The following is a 17,905-nucleotide window of genomic DNA, read 5'->3' on the forward strand; positions in this document are numbered from 1 at the left end:
TTCCTCGGTCAGGCGGACACGGCGGTGCGGAGCCGGTCGTACTCCTCGCGGGCCAACGGTTCGGCGGTCTTGACGCCGAGGTCCTCGGTGCGCAGCCGGTAGGTCTCGCGCGCGCTGAACGCGGCGATCGCGGCGATGACCGCGCAGCCGAAGGTGAAGCTGCCGACGATGAGGGGCACGTTCGCTCCGGGCGGCGCGACGACGGCGTAGAGGGTGGGCAGGAACGCCGTGATCGCGGTGCCGAGGTTCTGGGAGACCGCGAACCCGGTGACGCGCGTCTTCGCGGGGAAGAGTTCCTGGTAGAAGGACGGGAAGACCGCGTTGTAGCCCTGGTAGACCATTCCCCACATGAGCATCGCGAGGATGAAGCTGAGGGTGGTGTTGCCCTCGCTGATCGCCCAGAGGTAGGCGTAGGACAGCGCTCCGGAGCTCAGGGCACCGACGATGATGCACGGCCTGCGGCCGATCTTGTCGGACAGGTTGCCGACGAACGGGATGAGCGCCACGGCGACGGCGTTGCCGGCGACGGAGATCCACAGCAGCGTGGTGGTGCTCATGCCCACGCCGTAGGCCTTGCTGGTGGCGTAGGTCGCGCCGAACACCGTCGTGGCGACGGGGACGACGTTCATCAACGCCATGCAGACGACGCGCAGCATGTCGGAGCCGTTCTCCCGCACCGCGAGCACGATCGGCGCCTTCGGGGTGGCGTCGTGCGCCTTCTCCTCCTGGAACACCGGCGTCTCGTCGACCCGGCGCCGGATCACGTAACCGGCCACGACCACCACGACGCTGAGCAGGAACGGGATCCGCCAGCCCCACGACTCGAAGTCCGCCTTCGGCAGGATCGCGGCCAGCGGCAGGAACACCGCGGCGGCGAGGATCTGCCCGGCCTGCACGCCCTGGAGCGCGAAGCTCGCGTAGAAGCCGCGGCGGCCCGGCGGGGCGTGCTCGCCGATCATCGTGCTGGCGCCGGAGATCTCACCGCCGACGGCGAAGCCCTGGATCAGCCGCAGGACCACCAGCAGCGCGGGCGCGAGGACGCCGACCGAGGAGTACGTCGGCAGCAGGGCGACGAGGAAGGTCGACAGGCCCATCATCAGCATGCACAGGATCAGCACGTTCTTGCGTCCGTGCCGATCGCCCCAGTGACCCAGCACGAAGGCGCCGATGGGCCGGGCGACGTAGCCGACGCCGAAGGTGGCGAGCGAGGCGACGATGGCGACGGTCGGGTTGCCCTTGGGGAAGAAGATCGACGGGAACACCAGTGCCGCTGCCTGGGCGTAGATGAAGAAGTCGTAGTACTCCAGCGCACTGCCGAACCACCCGCTCGCGGCGGCTGCGCGCGGCGCTCGTTTCGTGGCGGCGGGCGAGCTCGATGTCGAGGTTTCCACGGGCTTCTCCTTTGAAGCGCGGTCGATGTACCTGTGCTTGTGCGCTATGCGCACGAACGTTTTTGATGCGCATGCGCACGGTAGGTTGCGTTCTGCCTCACAGTCAACAGTTAGAATCCTGGTAGTTGACCATGCGTCCGACGCCCTACCGCACTTCTCGGGGTAGCCGACCAGCTCTCGAGAGTGCAGAATCTAGGGAGATTTGTGCGCATAGTGCTCATGAGTGCGCATGGCGACGAAGGGAAGTGGTGCGGTGAAGGCCGCTGCGTTGGTCAGTCCGGGGCACGTGGAGATCGTCGACATCGAAGAACCGCGCTGCGGCGCGGACGACGTGCTGGTGCGCATGCTCGCCGTCGGCCTGTGCGGGTCCGACCTCACCGTTCACTCGGGCACCAGGACGGTGCCCGCGACGCCGTGGGTGCTCGGCCACGAGGGTGTCGGCGAGGTTGTCGCGGTGGGTGAGCGAGTGCGCGACCGCCGGGTCGGGCAGCGAGTGGCGATCGAACCCAACTACTGCTGCTTCACGTGCCCACCGTGCCGTGCCGGTTTCACCTCGGCGTGCACCGACCGGGTCGTCATCGGGATCAACACACCGGGGTTGCTCGCGGAACGCGTCGCCGTCCCCGCCGAGTTCACCTTTCCCGCCGCCGCGCACGTCACTCTCGCGGACCTCGTCTGCGCCGAACCACTGACCGTGGCACGGGCCGCGATCCGCCGTTCCGGTATCGCGGCGGGGGACTCGTGCCTCGTCGTCGGCACCGGCTCGCAGGGCTTGTTCCTGTGCATGGCACTGTCGGACCTAGGCATCACGCCGCACGTGCTGGAGCCACATGAGGGACGCCGGGACCTCGCCGTGTCATTGGGAGCCGTGGTCGCCGGCGATTCGTCGGCGGGGTTCCGGTTCCTCTTCGAGACCTCCGGCGTGCCGGAAGCCCTGCCCCCTGCCCTGGAACGGCTCGCGCCAGGCGGCACCGCCGTCCTGATCGGCCTCAGCGCCCGGCCGCTGGGCGTCGCGATGTCCGCGGTCGTCTACCGCCAGCTCACCCTCATCGGCTCGCTCATCTACGACCACCCGTCCGACTTCGCCGGCACCGTCGCCGCACTGGAGAACGGCAAGGTCACGCCGTCCCTCGTGCTCGGCGCGGCGTTCGGGTTCGAGGAGACGGGAAACGCCTTCGACGCCGTCCGTTCGACTCCCGGCAAGTGCTGGATCGACCTGACCGCGTGATCAGGCCAGTCCCATCATGTCGGCCTCGATCATCCGGACCGTGCGCAGGATCGCGGGCACGTACTCGCGCTCGACCTCCTGCGGCGTCATCCGGCCCGCGTGCACCGAGACGTTGGCCGCGGCGATCACGGCGCCGGCCCGGTCGCGCACCGGGGCGGCGGCTCCGCGCAGGCCCGCTTCCAGCTCGGCCTCCACCAGGGCCCAGCCCTGCTCCCGCGTCCTGTCGATCTCCTGCCGCAGCGCGTCGACCGAGCGCACCGTGCGGTCGGTCTTGCTCTCCAGGCGCAGCCGTGCCAGGTAGTCCTCGAGCTGCTGCTCCGGCAGACCGGCCAGCAGCACGCGCCCCATCGAGGTCGGATACGCCTCGAACCGGGTGCCGATGTTGATGCGCACCGTCGCGACGCGGGAGCTGGGGATCAGTGCGACGTAGACGATCTCGTCGCCGTCGAGCACGGCGAGCGCCGCGGTCTCGTTCAGATCGCCCGCCAGCTTGCGCAGGTGCGGCAGTGCGATCTCCGGCAGCGACAGGCCGGACAGGTAGGCGTAGCCGAGCTCGAGCACGCGCGGAGTGAGCTGGAAATCGCGTGCTTCCGCCCGCACGTAGCCGAGATCCGCGAGGGTGAGCAGCAGGCGTCGTGCGGTCGCCCGGTCCAGGCCGGTCGCCCGCGCGACGTCCGCGAGCGACTGCGATGGACGATCAGCGCTGAAGGAACGCATCACCGACAGCGCCCGCGCCACCGACTGGACGAAGTGCGGCCCGCGATCCTCTCCGGTCGGCCGCTCGCTTGTGCGCATAGCGCACACTAACACGACAGCTGATCAGATGGCTTCGCTGGCCGTGCGTGAGCAGACCTGTTGGTAGTAGATACGCGCTCGATGATCATGAGTTGGTAGTACTTGCAGACGCCCAACGCCGAGGGCTGCAGCCTGTGCAAACTCCCTGACGACCGGCATTGCGCCTACCCCAGTCCCGCCCAGGCGCTCCCGGTCAGGCTCGGCATCCGGGCGGCCTGGCGGCCCAGCGCGATCGCCGCGGTCCGGACGGCCGGGCCGAGCGAGGAGACGTCCACCTCGCCCAGTCTCGTGCTGATCGACAACCCGGCGATCGGCTTGCCGGTGAGGTACCTGACCGGTGCGGCGGCGCAGGCGACGCCCGGTCCGGATTCCTCTGCCTCGTAAGCGATTCCGGTCTCTCGGATGGTGTCCAGTTCCTCGCGCAGCCGCCCCGCGTCAGTGATCGTGCCCGGCCCCAGCGGGCGCAGCCCGGTCTCGACGACCCGGTCGACGGCCTCGGCGCCGGCGAAGGCCAGCAGCGCCTTGCCGACAGCCGTGGCGTACGCGGGCAGCCGGCCACCGACCCGCGAACCCAGCGGCGGGGCGGTGCGGCTGCGCAGCTTGGTCACGTAGACCACGTCGGTCCCGTCGAGCACGGCGAGGTGCACGGTCTGCCGGGTGGCGCTGCGCAGGTCGGACATGCTGGCCAGGGCCAGCCTGCGCAGCTGCTGCGGTCGGGCGGCACGCTCGCCCAGTTCGAAGAACCGAAGGCCGATCCGGACGTCGTTCCCGGCGGGCTCGAGGAACTTGTACTCGATGAGCTCCCGGACGATGCGTGAGACGGTCGACGTGGCCAGCCCGGTCCGGCGGCCGAGTTCGCGGATACCGAGCCCGTCGTCGTCCGGCCCGAACGCCCCGAAGATCAGCGACACCCGCCCGACCATCGACGGCGGGGTGTCCCGCTCACTGGCACACATGCTAGGGACCCTGCAGGTCAGGGCCGCAGGATGTCAACCGAAGACCAGCCACCCCAGGGAGATCTCACGTGAGCGCACAGCTCGGCCCCGGTGAGCGCGCGGACGCCGCCCGCCTGCTGCTGAAGGCCTACGAAACCGGAGTGCCGGTTCCTCCGCTGACCGCCACCCATCCCGGCCTGACCGTCGAGGACGCCTACGACGTGCAGCTTCGCCAGGTCGCGGAGTGGACCGCGGCGGGGCGGAAGATCGCCGGGCACAAGGTCGGGCTGACCTCCGCGGCGATCCAGCGGCAGCTGGGCGTCGACTCTCCCGACTACGGCCACCTGTTCGCCGACATGTTCCACCTGGACTCGCAGCCGATCCCGGCGGGGGAGTTCCTCAGCCCGCGGATCGAGCCGGAGATCGCCTTCGTGTTGCGCAAGCCGCTGACCGGGCCGGGCGTGACGGTCGCCCACGTGCTCGACGCGATCGCGTACGCGATCGCGTCCCTGGAGATCATCGACTCGCGGATCGAGGACTGGAAGATCACCCTGCCCGACACGATCGCCGACAACGCGTCGTCGGGCGGGGTCGTCCTCGGTGCGACGCCGGTTCCGCTCGACGGGCTCGACCTGCGCACCTGCGGGGTCGTGCTGCGGCGCAACGGCCGGATCGTGCAGACCGGCGCGGGTGGCGCGGTCCTCGGCTCGCCGGTCAACGCCCTGGTCTGGCTGGCCAACACCGTCGGCGCGCTCGGCGTGACGCTCGAAGCCGGTTCGGTCGTGCTGCCAGGGGCGCTGACCGCCGCCGTCGACGTCGGTCCCGGTGACACCGTGACCGCCACCTTCGCCCACCTCGGCAGCGTCACCGCGACGTTCGCCGCACTGTCCGAGGAGGACTGAGATGTCCCGCCCCACCGCCGCGATCGTCGGTCCCGGCAACATCGGCACCGACCTGCTGGTCAAGCTGCAACGCCGCGGGGTGTTCGACGTCCGGTACATGGTCGGCGTCGACCCCGCCTCCGCCGGTCTGGCCCGTGCCCGCGCCCTCGGCGTCGAAGCCAGCGCCGACGGTGTCGACTGGCTGCTCGCCCGCCCGGAGCTGCCTGACTTCGTCTTCGAGGCGACCGCCGCGAAACCGCATTCGGCCAACGCCCCGCGCTACGCCGAGGCGGGCATCCGCGCGATCGACCTGACCCCCGCGGCCGTGGGCCCGTTCGTGTGCCCCGCGGTCAACCTCGGCGCGCACGCGGACGCGCCGAACATCAACATGATCACCTGTGGTGGCCAGGCCACGATTCCCATCGTGCACGCGGTCTCCCGGGTCACCGAGGTGCCCTACGCGGAGATCGTCGCGTCGATCTCGTCCCGCTCGGCCGGACCGGGCACCCGTGCCAACATCGACGAGTTCACCGAGACCACGTCGCACGCCATCGAGTCCGTCGGCGGAGCGGCCAAGGGCAAGGCGATCATCGTCCTGAACCCCGTCGAGCCGCCGCTCGTCATGCGGGACACGGTGTTCTGCGCGATCTCGCCGGACGCGGACCGGGACGCGATCACCGAGTCCATCCACGGGATGGTCGCCGAGGTCCAGGCCTACGTGCCCGGCTACCGGCTCAAGTCCGACCCGCAGTTCGACGACGCCCGCGAGCTGTGGCACGGCCAGGCCAGGGTGGCCGTGTTCCTCGAGGTCGAGGGCAACGGCGACCACCTCCCGCCGTGGGCGGGCAACCTCGACATCATGACCGCCGCCGCGGCCAGGGCGGGCGAGCTGCTCGCCACCGGCGCGGCCCAGCCGAAGGAAGCGGTGTCGCGATGACCGCCGTGCGCCTCACCGACACCACCCTGCGCGACGGCAGTCACGCCGTCCGCCACCAGTTCACGATCCCCCAGGTCCGCGCCGTCGCCGGGGCACTCGACCGGGCCGGGATCGAGGTCATCGAGGTGACCCACGGTGACGGGCTCGCCGGGTCTTCGTTCAACTACGGGTTCTCCCGCGTGCCCGACGTCGAACTGGTCGCCGCCGCGGCCGACGAGGTCACCCGCGCGAAGATCGCCGTCCTGCTGCTGCCCGGCGTCGGGACGGTGGCGGACCTGCGCGAGGCCGTCGCCGCCGGTGCGCGGGTCGCCCGCATCGCGACGCACTGCACCGAGGCCGACGTCAGCATCCAGCACTTCGGCGCGGCCAGGGAACTGGGCCTGGAGACCGTCGGGTTTTTGATGCTGTCGCACCGGAACTCGCCGGAGGGCCTCGCCGGGCAGGCCCGGATCATGGCCGACGCGGGCTGCCAGTGCGTCTACGTGGTCGACTCCGCCGGCGCCCTGCTCCCCGACGACGTCACCGACCGCGTCACCGCGCTGGTGCAGGAACTCGGGGACGACGCGCAGGTCGGCTTCCACGGCCACCAGAACCTGTCGCTGGGGGTGGCGAACTCGATCGCCGCGTACCGGGCGGGCGCCCGCCAGATCGACGGCACCCTGCGCGCTCTCGGTGCCGGGGCGGGGAATTCTCCCACCGAGATCCTGGTGACCGCGTTCGACGCGCTGGGCGTCGAGTCCGGTGTGGACAGTGAGCTGGTCCTCGCCGCCGCGGAGGAGGTGCTCGCGCCGATCGTCCCGCGGATGCCCGTCGCCGACCGTGCCGCGATCGTGCAGGGCCGTTACGGCGTCTACAACTCGTTTCTGCTGCACGCCGAGCACGCCGCCGAGCGGTACGGTGTGCCCGCGTACCAGATCCTCAAGCGGGTCGGCGAGCGCGGTTACGTCGGTGGGCAGGAAGACATGATCATCGACGTGGCGATCGGGCTGCGGGGCGAGCTGGGCGTGAAGGAGAACGCGTGAACTGGGACATCGACACCGCCGCTGCCGTGCTGCTCGAGGCGGAGCGGCAACGGCAGGACCGGGGCCCGCTGACCGACGAGTGGCCGGAACTCGACCTCGGCACGGCCTACCGCGTGCAGAAGCGGCTGATCGAGAAGAAGGTCGAGGCGGGCGAGAAGGTCGTCGGCGTCAAGCTGGGCCTCACCTCCCGCGCCAAGCAGGAGCGGATGGGCATCACCTCGCCGCTGACCGCGGTGCTCACCGACGGCTACGTCCTCGAAGCCGACGTGCCCATCCCGCTCGCCGAACTCATCCACCCGCGGGTCGAGCCCGAGATCGTGTTCGTCATGGGCAAGCGCCTCGAAGGGCCGGGCGTCACCGCGGCCACCGCGCTCGACGCCGTCGAGAGTGTCCACGCCGGACTCGAGATCATCGACTCCCGGTACGTCGACTTCAAGTTCACCCTGCCCGACGTCGTGGCGGACAACGCGTCCTCGGCGCGCTTCCTGGTCGGAGGGAAGGCGTTGTCGCCGAAGAACCTGGACCTCGCGCTGGAAGCCTGCGTGCTCACCGCCAACGGCACTGTCGTCGCCACCGCCACGGGCGCGGCCGTGCAGGGCCACCCGGCGGAAGCGCTCGCACTGGCTGCCAACGCGCTGGCCGCCCGCGGCGAGGCGATCGAAGCCGGGCAGCTCGTGCTGACCGGCGGCCTGACCGACGCGGTGTTCGTCCACGCCGGTGACCAGATCGGCGCGGAGTTCACCAGTCTCGGCTCGGTGTTCGTCACGGCGGCCTGAGCGTGGAAGAGCGGGCACCTGGACGTTCTGTCACCAGCAAGGTGGTCGCTCTTCTCGACGCGTTCGGCCCTGATTCGCCGGAGCTGACCCTCAACGAGCTCAGCGCGCGCACGGGGCTGCCGCTGTCGACCGCGCACCGGCTGGTCACCGAGCTGGTGGAATGGGGCGGGCTCGAGCGGTGCGAGGGGGCCGGGTACCGGATCGGGCTGCGGATGTGGGAGCTCGGCTCGCTCGCTCCGCGCGGCGAGTCGCTGCGCGATGTCGCCCTTCCCATGATGCAGGACCTCTACGAGGGCACCAAGGAGAACGTGCACCTGGCAGTCCGGCAGGACACCCAGGCGCTCTACCTCGACAAGATCCACGGCCCGGACGCGCTCCCGGTCAAGTCCCGGCGCGGCGGCCGGCTTCCCCTGCACGCCACCGGTGTCGGCAAGGTGCTGCTCGCCTACGCGCCGGACGACCTGCGCGCCCGCGTGCTGAGCGGGGAACTGCCCCGGTTCACCCGGCACACCATCGTCGAACCCGGCCGCCTCGCCCGCGTGCTCGACGAAGTCCGGGACACCGGCATGGCGTTCGCCTACGAGGAGCTCACGATCGGCTCGCTGTCGGTCGCCGCGCCCATCCGTGACGCGTCGGGTGAGGTCGTCGCCGCGCTGGATGTCGTTCTGCACACCGCAGGCGGGCGCCCCGACCGGCTGGCGCTCGCGGTCCGGACCGCGGCCATCTCCATCTCCCGGGCCCTGCGTGACCGGCAGGTCAGCCGGCGCGGATGACATCGCGGCGAGCGTTCCCGTTCAGCGGGAACGCGGCCTTCTTCCGAAGCGGTGCCGGCTGTGACAGTAGCCACACCAACGACGGGAAAGGCCAGCGATGACAAGCACTGCCAGCCCCGGGCCCTCGGCGGAACAGCAGGCGGAGATCGACCGTTACCTCGGGACCTACCGCGAGATGGCGGGCTTCGTCCCGCCCCGGATCCAGGCCCGGTTCGAGCGGCTCGGCCGGACGAACCCGGAGCTCCTGCTGGCGCAGGAGAAGGTCCGGAACCTGGTGACCTACACCGAGGTGCTGGACCAGAAAACGGTGCAGCTCATCCTGTTCGCCGTGCTCTCGGTCCAGCTGCGGGACGCGGCGAAGATCCACGGCCACGCCGCGCGGCGGGCCGGTGCGAGCTGGGAGGAGCTCCAGGCCGCGATCGACCTCGCCTACCTGTTCGGTGGCGTGTCGATCGCGAACCACGCACCGTCCATCCTGGACGGTGTCGCGGAGCTGGAGGCCAAGGCGGCGGCGGAAGAGGGGACGACCCGGTGATCGACCACCCGGAACCGGTCTACGACATCGCGCAGCTCGGGCACACCGAGCTCCACACCCCGGACCTCGCGGCATCGGTCGCGTTCTTCACCGAGATCTACGGGCTCACTCTCGTCGGCGAGACGCCAGGGGCCGCGCACCTGCGGGCCTGGAACGACGACGTCCTGTCCTCACTGACTCTCACCGCCCACGACGAACCCGGTCTGGGCCACCTCGCCTGGCGGGCGACGAGCCCTCAGGCGCTGCACCGGCGTGTCGCGGCGCTGGAGGAACACGGCGTGCGGGGTTGGTGGCACGACGGCGACTTCGGGCACGGTGCGGCGTACCGGTTCGTCGGCGTCGGCGGGCATCTCCAGGAGATCTACTTCGACACCGAGAAGTACGTGCCCACCCCGGACACCACACCGGCCCTGCCCAACCAGCCGCAGAAGTTCGCCCCGCGGGGCGCCGCGGCAGCGCACATCGACCACATCAACCTGCTGGTCCCCGATGTCGCCGCGGCCTCGCGCTTCCAGCAGGAGACGCTCGGGTTCAAACTGCGTGAGCGGCTCGTCCCGGCGGGGAGGGACGAGGTCGGCGCCTGGCTGTCGGTCATGACCAAGGCCCACGACCTGGCCCTGACGAAGGAGCCCGCGCCCACACAGGGCCGCCTGCACCACCTCGCCTACTCGGTCCCGGAGACCTCGGACGTGATCCGCGCGGCGGACATCTTCCTCGAGAACGACGTCTTCATCGAGTTCGGCCCCGCCAAGCACTCGCGCACCCAGGGCTTCTTCCTCTACGTCTACGAGCCGGGTGGCAACCGCATCGAGGTCTTCACCGGTGGCATCCACATCTTCTCGCCGGACTTCGAGACCGTCACCTGGGACACGGAGTCGCAGGGCAGGGGGACCGCCTGGGGCATGCCGGTGCCCGAGTCCTTCCACAGCCACGCCACACCCCCGTACGTGCCGGCCGGTGCCGAGGTGACCGCATGACCGGGCTGACGGCGAGCTACGTCACTCTGCACGGGGGAGGGTTCACCGATCCCGCCCGTACCTCGTTCGCCGGCCGTGCGGCCGCGGCAGCGATTGCCGGGTTCACCGGGATCGGGGTGCAGCTCGCGGATCTGGCTCGCACCGGTGGCGCGGCCGTGCTCGGGGATCCGGCGGTGGCCGTCACCGAGGCCGAGTTCCTCGGCGGCTGGGTCCTCGCCGAGGACCTGGAGGTGCCGTCGCCGTCCGAGGAGCTGCTCATCGAGGTGGCCCAGGTCGCCGGGCCGCTTCGGGTCACGTCCGGGGAGTTCGCGGCCGGGCCCGCCGATCCGGGCCGCGCGGCGGAGAGTCTCGCGGTGCTCGCGAACAGGCTCGCGCCGCACGGCATCACCCTTGCCGTCGAGGCCTTCGCCTGGGGCGCGATCTCCGACTACCCGACGGCGCTGGAGATCGTGCGGCGCAGCGGTGCCGCCAATGCCGGGCTCATGATCGATGTCTGGCACTGGTTCGCCACCGGCGCGGACGTCGCTCTGCTCCACGACGTCGACCCGCACGAAATCGCCGGCGTCCAGCTCAACGACGGTCCCCTGACGCGCAGGGACGATCCCGAAATGCTGCACCGGGCACGCACCACGCGGTGGTTGCCCGGCAAGGGCGAACTTCCGGTGCGGGAGCTGGTCGGCGCCCTTCATTCGGCGGCCTACACCGGCCCGTACTCGGTGGAGGTCAACTATCCCGGTTTCCGGGAGCTGCCCGTCGAGGAGGCCGCGCGCCTGGCCCACGACGCCTCGATCGCGATCCTGAACGGCCGCTGAACGGCATTCCCCGCCGAATCGCTCGACACCTCGAACACAAAGGAGTGTTTCGTGTCGCATGCCCAGGAAACCGGAAAACCAGGACAGACACCGGGCAAGGCCGCACTGGCGTCCTTCCTCGGCAGCCTGGTGGAGTACTACGACTTCTTCATCTACGGATCGGCCTCGGCGCTGGTGTTCGGCCGCGTCTTCTTCCCTGGCGCCAGCGCCGCGGCAGGTACGCTGGCCGCACTCGCGACCTTCGCCGTGGCCTACGTCGCCCGCCCGATCGGATCGTTCTTCCTCGGTCACTTCGGCGACCGGATCGGCCGCAAACGAGTCCTGATCTTCACCCTCGCGCTGATGGGTGGCTCGACGTTCGCCATCGGCTGCCTGCCCGGCTACGACACCATCGGCGTGGCCGCGCCGGTCCTGCTCGTGGTCCTGCGGATCGCACAGGGCCTGTCCGCCGCCGGTGAGCAGAGCGGCGCGAGCTCGATGACGCTGGAGCACTCGCCAGAAGGCAGGAGGGCGTTCTTCACCAGCTTCACGCTCTCCGGCACGCAGGCCGGTCTCGTCGTCGCGACGCTCGTGTTCATCCCGGTCGCCGCGCTGCCCGAGTCCGCCCTCTACAGCTGGGGCTGGCGGATCCCGTTCTGGGCCAGCGCGATCATGGTGGTCGTCGCGATGGTCGTGCGCCGGACCCTCGACGAACCGCCCGCCTTCGAGCAGCTCAAGCAGGAGCACGAGGTCGTCAAGTTCCCGCTGGGAGTCTTCGTCCGGCACTACTGGCGGTCGTTCCTGCGGATCGTGCTCTGCCACTTCTACGGCACCATCTCCACCGCCGTCACCGTGTTCGGGCTCGCCTACGCGGTGAACACGTGGCACATCGCGCGGTCGTCGATGCTGTGGACGATCGTGATCGCCAACCTCGTCCAGGTCGCCACGATCCCGATGTGGGCGAAGCTGTCCGACCGGATCGGCCGCCGCCCGGTGTTCGCGGTTGGAGCAGTGGGCTGCGCGGTGTCGGTCTTCGCCTACTTCGCTGCGCTCACCACGTCGAACTGGGTGCTGGTCGCCGCGGCATCGGTGCTGCTCAGCTCGGTCTGCTACGCGGCGCCGAACGCCGTCTGGCCGGCCATGTACGCGGAGATGTTCGACGCAAGGGTCCGCTACACCGGGCTGGCCGTCTCCACCCAGTTCGCCAACCTCGCCCTCGGTTTCCTGCCGTCGGTGGCCGCGATCCTGATCGGCACCGGGACCTATGGCTGGCTGTCGATCGCGGTGCTGCTCGCCACGCTCTGCCTGATCGCCGCCGCGGCCGCGTTCGCCGGCCGGGAGACGGCGCACGTTCCGCTGCGGGAGCTCGGACGTGCTTCCCGCACTTCCGGCCTCACCACGCCCGCGCCGGTCGCGCCCAGCATCCCCTGAGTCCCTTCGGAAAGGTTCCACCATGCGGCACGGCCGTCTCCTGATCATGAACGGTCCGAACCTCAACCTGCTCGGCACCCGCGAGCCAGGGCTCTACGGCGTCGACACCCTCGCCGACGTCGAGCGGATCGCCGGTGGCAGGGCCGAGGAACTCGGCTACGAGGCCGACTTCTTCCAGAGCAACTGGGAGGGCGCGCTGATCGACCGGCTGCACGAGGCACGTGGCGGCACCGATGGCGTCGTCCTCAACCCCGGTGCGTTCACGCACACCTCGGTGGCCCTGCGGGACGCGCTGCTCGCCACTGAGCTGCCGGTCGTCGAGGTGCACATCAGCAATGTGCACAAGAGGGAGGAGTTCCGGCACCGTTCCTACATCTCCGACATCGCCGAAGCCGTCATCGTCGGAGCGGGGATCCGGGGATACGTGTACGGGGTCGAATGCCTCGACCGGGCACTGCGGCTCCACGACGCGAGGAGCGCGGTGTGAACGCCCCGCTGCGAGTCGGTCTGATCGGCCGCGGCATAGGACCGTCCTTCTCGCCCGCGCTCCACGAACGCGAGGCCGCCGCCCTCGGCGTCTCCTATCGGTACCGGCTCTGGGACCTCGATGTCCTCGGCACGACTGCCGAGGACATCCCGAAGCTGCTCCGGCGTGCTCGCGACGAGGGGTATCGCGGGCTCAACATCACCCACCCGTGCAAACAGCTCGTGATCGGGCACCTCGACCGGCTCTCGCCCGATGCCGAGGCGATCGGGGCGGTGAACACCGTCGTTCTCGACGAGGACGGGATGACCGGGCACAACACCGACTGGCAGGGTTTCCGCGAGGGTTTCCTCGAGGGCCTGCCGGAGGTCGCGTGCGAACACGTCGTGCTCCTCGGCGCCGGTGGTGCGGGTGCGGCCGCCGCGCACGCCCTCCTTTCGCTCGGCACGGCCCGCCTCGACGTGCTCGACGTCGAGGCGGGGCGGGCGGATGCTCTCGCCGCCGCGCTCACCGCCCGCTTCGGGAGCGGACGAGCCGTGGCCGGGCACCCAGGCGATGCCGCCAAGCGCCTCCGTTCGGCGGACGGCCTGGTGCATGCGACCCCGACCGGCATGGCGGCACATCCCGGACTGCCACTCGAAGCGCGCCTGCTCCGCCCGGACCTGTGGGTCGCCGAGATCGTCTATATGCCGATGGAAACCGAACTCCTCCGCAACGCCCGCGCCATCGGGGCCCGGCATCTCAGCGGGGGCCGCATGGTCGTCCACCAAGCCGCGGAGGCGATGCGCCTCTTCACCGGTCTGGCACCGGACGCGAGCCGGATGCTCCGTCACCTGGCCGAACTGCTGCGTCGTTGAACGGGTGGGGCAGGTCAGGGTGTGGCTCAACTGGAGGGCTTGGAGCGAAAGCGGAGCACCGCAGGGAGTTGAACGTCGCCGAACGGCGTGCAACGCCACTCAACGGCAGTCAACGGCTTGAGGCGGGCGAGCCGCATCCGGCGTTTCGTGATGAGGAGACGGCGGGTCGGCCGACCTGGGTTGCCCTGTGTACTGTACTGATCACGGTTGGTGGCGTGTGCGGGCGCCCGGTGGGCGAGCTGCATCACACTCGTTTGCCGGCCTTTGAAGTTTCAATTATTTGGCCTGAGGGCTGGATTCGAAGAGTTCGCTGATCGCGGCTGTGGAGCGATCCGGAACTGAGTGGACGGGCCGGCTTCGCGCTTGCAGGAGGGCTCGGGGGTGTCAGCGCCGTGTCAGCGGGGCTGGTGAGGATCGCCCGCATGGATAGCCCCGCCGCCTTCGCACGTCTGCGAGACGATGCTCGCAACTGGACTTTGGTCGGAATGTCGTTGGTGTTCCTGGTCAATCTGCTGATCATGTGGAACACGGAGACCGTTCCCGCGGTCGAGGCCGCACTGCCCGATGTGGACCCTGGTGTGCCTGTCGTGTCGGCGGGTCTGGCGGTGCTGTTGCTGGTGTGTTCGCGTTCGAGCGTGCGGGTTCAGCGCGCTTGAGCGGACCAAGGGAGTACATCACCAGGGAATGGAATTGCAGGGGAGGTGGCCGATGACGGTCGACCACAGCATTTCCCACAGGTCACTCGTCCCGCACATGCCTGGTCGGCGCGCGCCGGTGTTGACGATTCCGGCGTTCGCGGACCTCAAGTACCGGTTGCTGGGGCCGGTTGCGGTGGTTGGGGCTGATGGGCCGGCTCGGCTTGGTGGGCCCAAGCAGCGGACTGTGCTGGCGGCGTTGTTGCTCAACGCCAATCAGGTCGTGTCCGAGGACCAGCTCATCGACCTGTTGTGGGAGGACCGGCCGCCGGCCAGTGCTCGGGGGCAGTTGCAGGTTCGGGTTTGGGAGCTGCGGAAGTTGCTCGGCCGTGAGGTGATCGTGCGGCGCGAGCCCGGGTACCTGATCGAGGTCGGCGCCGGTGAGTTGGACGTCGAGGTTTTCGACGACATCACCAAGGATGCCGGGCGGCTCATCGGGTGTGGCGAGCCGCGCCTCGGCGTTGACCGGCTGCGCGCTGTGCTCGAGTTGTGGCAGGGGCCGCCGTTGGGCGGTACCACCGACATGCTTGTTCGGCGCAGCGGTCAGGTGCTCGCGGAGCAGAGGATGGCGGCGCTTGAGACGTTGTTCGACGCCGAGCTCGCGATCGGGCGGCACACGCACGTGTTGCAGGAGCTGCGTCGGTACGTCAACGAGTACCCGTTCGGGGAGCGGCTGCAGGAACAGCTGATGCTGGCGCTGCAGCGGTCCGGGCGGACGCCGGAGGCGTTGGAGGTTTACCACGAGACCCGCGAGCGTCTCGATGCCGAGCTCGGGGTCGAGCCGGGCAAGCGGCTGCGTGCCATGCACGTGCAGGTGCTTCAGGGTGATGGCGACGAGCCGGAGACCGTTGCCCCGCAGGCGTTCGAGGTCGTCGCACCGCCGCCGCCCGCAGAGCTGCCCCGGGACGTGCGCGGGTTTGCCGGGCGGACCGAGCAGCTGGCGCGGCTGGATCGGCAGCTCGCTTCCTGGGGGGCTGACCGCACGTCGGACGTGTGGGTCGTGCACGGCATTCCCGGTGTCGGCAAGACCGCGTTGGCGCTGCACTGGTCCCATCGCGTGCGGGATCAGTTTCCTGACGGGCAGCTGTACGTGAACCTGCGCGGGTTCGACGCCGACCGCGAGCCCATGGAGCCGACGGTGGCGCTGGCCCAGCTGTTGCGCGCGCTCGGCGTCGACCCGCAACGGGTTCCGGAGGAGGTCGACGCGCAGGCCGGGCTCTACCGGTCGCTGCTCGCGGATCGCCGGGTGTTGCTGGTGCTCGACAACGCGCGGAGCGCCGAGCAAGTGCTGCCGCTGCTGCCGCCCACGGGAACTGTGCTGGTCACCAGCCGGCATCGGCTCGGGCGGCTGGTGGCCGAGCTCGGTGCGTTCTCGCTCGGTCTGGGGCCGCTCACCGACGAGGACTCGCGGGCCCTGCTCGGAGGGCTGCTCGGGCAGGGACGGATGGCCGCCGAGGCTGAGGCCGCGGGCGAGCTCGCGCGGTTGTGCGGGCATCTGCCGCTGGCGCTGCGCATCGCCGCCGCGAACATCGCGACGAGCCCGGACAGCACGGTCGCGGCGATGACCGCGGGCCTGGCCAAGGGCGACCGGCTCAACGAGCTGATCCTCGACGACGCCGACGAGAGCGCGGTGACGCGGGCGTTCGCGGTCTCCTACGAGGCGCTCGCGCCGGAGCTGCGGCGGCTGTTCCGGTTGCTGGGCCTGGTCTCCTGTCCCGACTTCACCGCCTCCGGTGCCGCGGCGCTCACCGGTGACCCGGTCGACGTGGTGGTGCGTCAGCTGCGTCAGCTCGCCGCCGCGCACCTCGTCGAGCAGCACGTGATCGGTCGTTACCGGCTGCACGACCTGTTGCGGGCCTATGCGCTTCGGCAGGCCTGCGCGGACGAGCCGGCCCAGTCGCGGGCCCAGGCGTGGCAGCGGTTCATCGCGCGGTACCTCTCCGGTGCCGACGCGGCCGAGCGCAGGTTCGGCCGCAAGCACGAGACCCGGCTGCCGCGCGAACCCGTCGTGGTGCCGGACAACCCGATCTCCTTCGCGGACTCGGCCGAGGCCGCGGCCTGGCTCGAAGCCGAACACGAGAACCTGTCCGCCGTCGTCACGCAGGCCGTGACCGAAGGGCCGTACCCGGTCGCGTGGTACCTCGCGGACGCCGTGCGCGCGCTGTTCTACCACCGCGGCCGGCGGGTGGAATGGGTCGAACTCGCGACCACGGTCCTGGCCGCCGCGCGCCGGCACCACGTCCCCGCGGTGGAGGCGGTCACGGCGCAGAGCATCGGGCTGGCGTTCGTCCACCGGGAACGCCACGAGCAGGCGATCGAGTGGATGACCGAGGCACTGCGCGTGTTCGAGAAGGTCGACTGGCCGGAGGGCAAGGCCTCCGCGCTCAACGCGTCGGCCATCGCGTTGCGCGTGGCGTGCCGGTTCGACCTGGCGGCCGAGCAGTTCGAGGGTGCGCTGGCGCTGCAACGGTCGTCCGGCCACCGGCTGGGGCAGATGATCGCGCTCAACAACCTCGCCTCGGTGCACCGGCAGCGGAGCGCGCTCGGCGCGGCCCGTGCCTGCCTGGACGAGGCACTGGAGCTCGCGGCCGCCGAGCACTACCAGCTCGGCACGGCCGCGGTGCTCGTCGGGATCGGGCTCGTGCAACGGTTGCAGGACGATCTGCCCGGCGCACGGCGTTCTCTGACCAAGGCGTTCGAGCAGCACCTGGCGCTTTCCCATCCGTACGGCCAAGCTTCGGCGTTGTGCGGGCTGAGCCTCGTGTCGAACGATCTCGGCGACTTCGCGCAGGGGCGCGCACAGGCGTCGCAGGGACTGGAGATCGCCCGCCACGAGCAGAACCGCGAGACCGAGGTCGGGGCGCTCAACGCACTGGCCGCCGCTGAGGCGGCACTCGGCGAGACGGAGTCGGCGGTGCGCCACCAACAGGAAGCCGTCGACGTGGCACGGCACTGGGGTTCGCCCTGGCACGTGGCGGAAGCGCTCTCCGGGATGGCGACGGTTCTAGGCACCCGCGGTGACCACGACGAGGTGCTGCTGGTCGGCGCCGAAGCGTTGCAGCTGGCGCGGAACGACAGGTTGCGGCAGATCGAGGTGCACTGCCTGCTGGCACTGGCGCGGGCGCAGGCGGGTCTGGGCGACCGGGGCGTCGCGCAGGGTCTGTGCGCGGAGGGGCTGACGCTCGCCGAGGGCCTGCCGGCGCTGGAACGCCGTGCCCGGGAGGCGCTCGCACAGTTCTGAGGTCGCGGGAAACGGGGCGGTCCGAGCACGTTCGGGCCGCCCCTTCTCGGCTCTCCGGTACGTCACGGAACGCATCACTTCCGTTGCGAGGAGTCACTTTCAGGTGCGGGGAAGTTGGTGGAAGCGAGCGGCAAGCCGTCCTTCCTAGCTTTCGGA

General features: G+C 70.3%; 17 protein-coding genes. 14 read left to right on the forward strand and 3 right to left on the reverse strand.

Translation table 11 applies throughout. From position 1 onward, the window contains the following. Positions 1–8: 8 nt before the first annotated feature. The gene (locus JOD27_RS00770) at positions 9–1,391 is read right to left on the reverse strand and encodes an MFS transporter (protein WP_204760167.1); all 1,383 of its coding nucleotides are present in this window, start codon (positions 1,389–1,391) and stop codon (positions 9–11) included. A 229-nt stretch (positions 1,392–1,620) separates the two neighbouring features. On the opposite strand from JOD27_RS00770, the gene JOD27_RS00775 reads away from it, so the two are divergent. Next, positions 1,621–2,619, forward strand: a complete 999-nt coding sequence (locus tag JOD27_RS00775) for a zinc-dependent alcohol dehydrogenase (RefSeq protein ID WP_204760168.1) — start codon at positions 1,621–1,623, stop codon at positions 2,617–2,619. Here JOD27_RS00775 and JOD27_RS00780 read toward each other — a convergent pair whose 3' ends face one another. Then, positions 2,620–3,414 carry an IclR family transcriptional regulator domain-containing protein gene (locus tag JOD27_RS00780; protein ID WP_204760169.1) on the reverse strand — a complete coding sequence of 265 codons (795 nt, stop codon included), beginning with the start codon at positions 3,412–3,414 and terminating at the stop codon, positions 2,620–2,622. 164 nt (positions 3,415–3,578) lie between these two features. Further along, the gene (locus JOD27_RS00785) at positions 3,579–4,370 is read right to left on the reverse strand and encodes an IclR family transcriptional regulator (RefSeq protein WP_239566268.1); all 792 of its coding nucleotides are present in this window, start codon (positions 4,368–4,370) and stop codon (positions 3,579–3,581) included. A gap of 68 nt (positions 4,371–4,438) precedes the next feature. Between JOD27_RS00785 and JOD27_RS00790 the strand changes: the two genes are divergently transcribed. The 13 genes from JOD27_RS00790 (at position 4,439) to JOD27_RS00850 (ending at position 17,749) form a co-directional block, all read left to right on the forward strand. Further along, entirely contained in the window at positions 4,439–5,251 is an 813-nt protein-coding gene (locus tag JOD27_RS00790) for a 2-keto-4-pentenoate hydratase (RefSeq protein WP_204760170.1), read from the forward strand. A 1-nt stretch (position 5,252) separates the two neighbouring features. Continuing rightward, positions 5,253–6,167, forward strand: coding sequence for an acetaldehyde dehydrogenase (acetylating) (locus JOD27_RS00795; protein ID WP_204760171.1), 915 nt, complete (start codon positions 5,253–5,255; stop codon positions 6,165–6,167). Beyond that, the gene (dmpG, locus tag JOD27_RS00800; RefSeq protein WP_204760172.1) at positions 6,164–7,189 is read left to right on the forward strand and encodes a 4-hydroxy-2-oxovalerate aldolase; all 1,026 of its coding nucleotides are present in this window, start codon (positions 6,164–6,166) and stop codon (positions 7,187–7,189) included. The genes JOD27_RS00795 and dmpG overlap by 4 nt, the downstream gene beginning before the upstream one ends. Beyond that, the gene (locus JOD27_RS00805; protein ID WP_307829791.1) at positions 7,186–7,965 is read left to right on the forward strand and encodes a 2-keto-4-pentenoate hydratase; all 780 of its coding nucleotides are present in this window, start codon (positions 7,186–7,188) and stop codon (positions 7,963–7,965) included. The genes dmpG and JOD27_RS00805 overlap by 4 nt, the downstream gene beginning before the upstream one ends. A 41-nt stretch (positions 7,966–8,006) precedes the next feature. Continuing rightward, positions 8,007–8,738, forward strand: a complete 732-nt coding sequence (locus JOD27_RS00810) for an IclR family transcriptional regulator (RefSeq protein WP_307829793.1) — start codon at positions 8,007–8,009, stop codon at positions 8,736–8,738. Positions 8,739–8,835: 97 nt separating this feature from the next. After that, positions 8,836–9,273, forward strand: a complete 438-nt coding sequence (locus JOD27_RS00815) for a carboxymuconolactone decarboxylase family protein (protein ID WP_204760174.1) — start codon at positions 8,836–8,838, stop codon at positions 9,271–9,273. Continuing rightward, positions 9,270–10,250, forward strand: a complete 981-nt coding sequence (locus JOD27_RS46375; RefSeq protein ID WP_204760175.1) for a VOC family protein — start codon at positions 9,270–9,272, stop codon at positions 10,248–10,250. The genes JOD27_RS00815 and JOD27_RS46375 overlap by 4 nt, the downstream gene beginning before the upstream one ends. Continuing rightward, positions 10,247–11,062, forward strand: a complete 816-nt coding sequence (locus tag JOD27_RS00825) for a sugar phosphate isomerase/epimerase family protein (protein ID WP_204760176.1) — start codon at positions 10,247–10,249, stop codon at positions 11,060–11,062. The genes JOD27_RS46375 and JOD27_RS00825 overlap by 4 nt, the downstream gene beginning before the upstream one ends. Positions 11,063–11,113: 51 nt before the next feature. Further along, positions 11,114–12,472: an MFS transporter gene (locus JOD27_RS00830; protein WP_204760177.1), complete on the forward strand. Its 1,359-nt coding sequence runs from the start codon at positions 11,114–11,116 to the stop codon at positions 12,470–12,472. Positions 12,473–12,494: 22 nt separating this feature from the next. Beyond that, the gene (aroQ, locus tag JOD27_RS00835; protein WP_204760178.1) at positions 12,495–12,959 is read left to right on the forward strand and encodes a type II 3-dehydroquinate dehydratase; all 465 of its coding nucleotides are present in this window, start codon (positions 12,495–12,497) and stop codon (positions 12,957–12,959) included. Beyond that, complete coding sequence (locus JOD27_RS00840) at positions 12,956–13,813, forward strand: shikimate dehydrogenase (RefSeq protein WP_307829795.1); 858 nt, start codon at positions 12,956–12,958, stop codon at positions 13,811–13,813. The genes aroQ and JOD27_RS00840 overlap by 4 nt, the downstream gene beginning before the upstream one ends. Positions 13,814–14,298: 485 nt before the next feature. Next, positions 14,299–14,469: a hypothetical protein gene (locus tag JOD27_RS00845; RefSeq protein ID WP_204760180.1), complete on the forward strand. Its 171-nt coding sequence runs from the start codon at positions 14,299–14,301 to the stop codon at positions 14,467–14,469. 52 nt (positions 14,470–14,521) lie between these two features. Continuing rightward, positions 14,522–17,749 carry an AfsR/SARP family transcriptional regulator gene (locus tag JOD27_RS00850; protein WP_204760181.1) on the forward strand — a complete coding sequence of 1,076 codons (3,228 nt, stop codon included), beginning with the start codon at positions 14,522–14,524 and terminating at the stop codon, positions 17,747–17,749. The last annotated feature ends 156 nt before the right edge of the window (positions 17,750–17,905 follow it).

The sequence above is a fragment of the Lentzea nigeriaca genome (assembly GCF_016907955.1).
GTDB lineage: Bacteria > Actinomycetota > Actinomycetes > Mycobacteriales > Pseudonocardiaceae > Lentzea > Lentzea nigeriaca.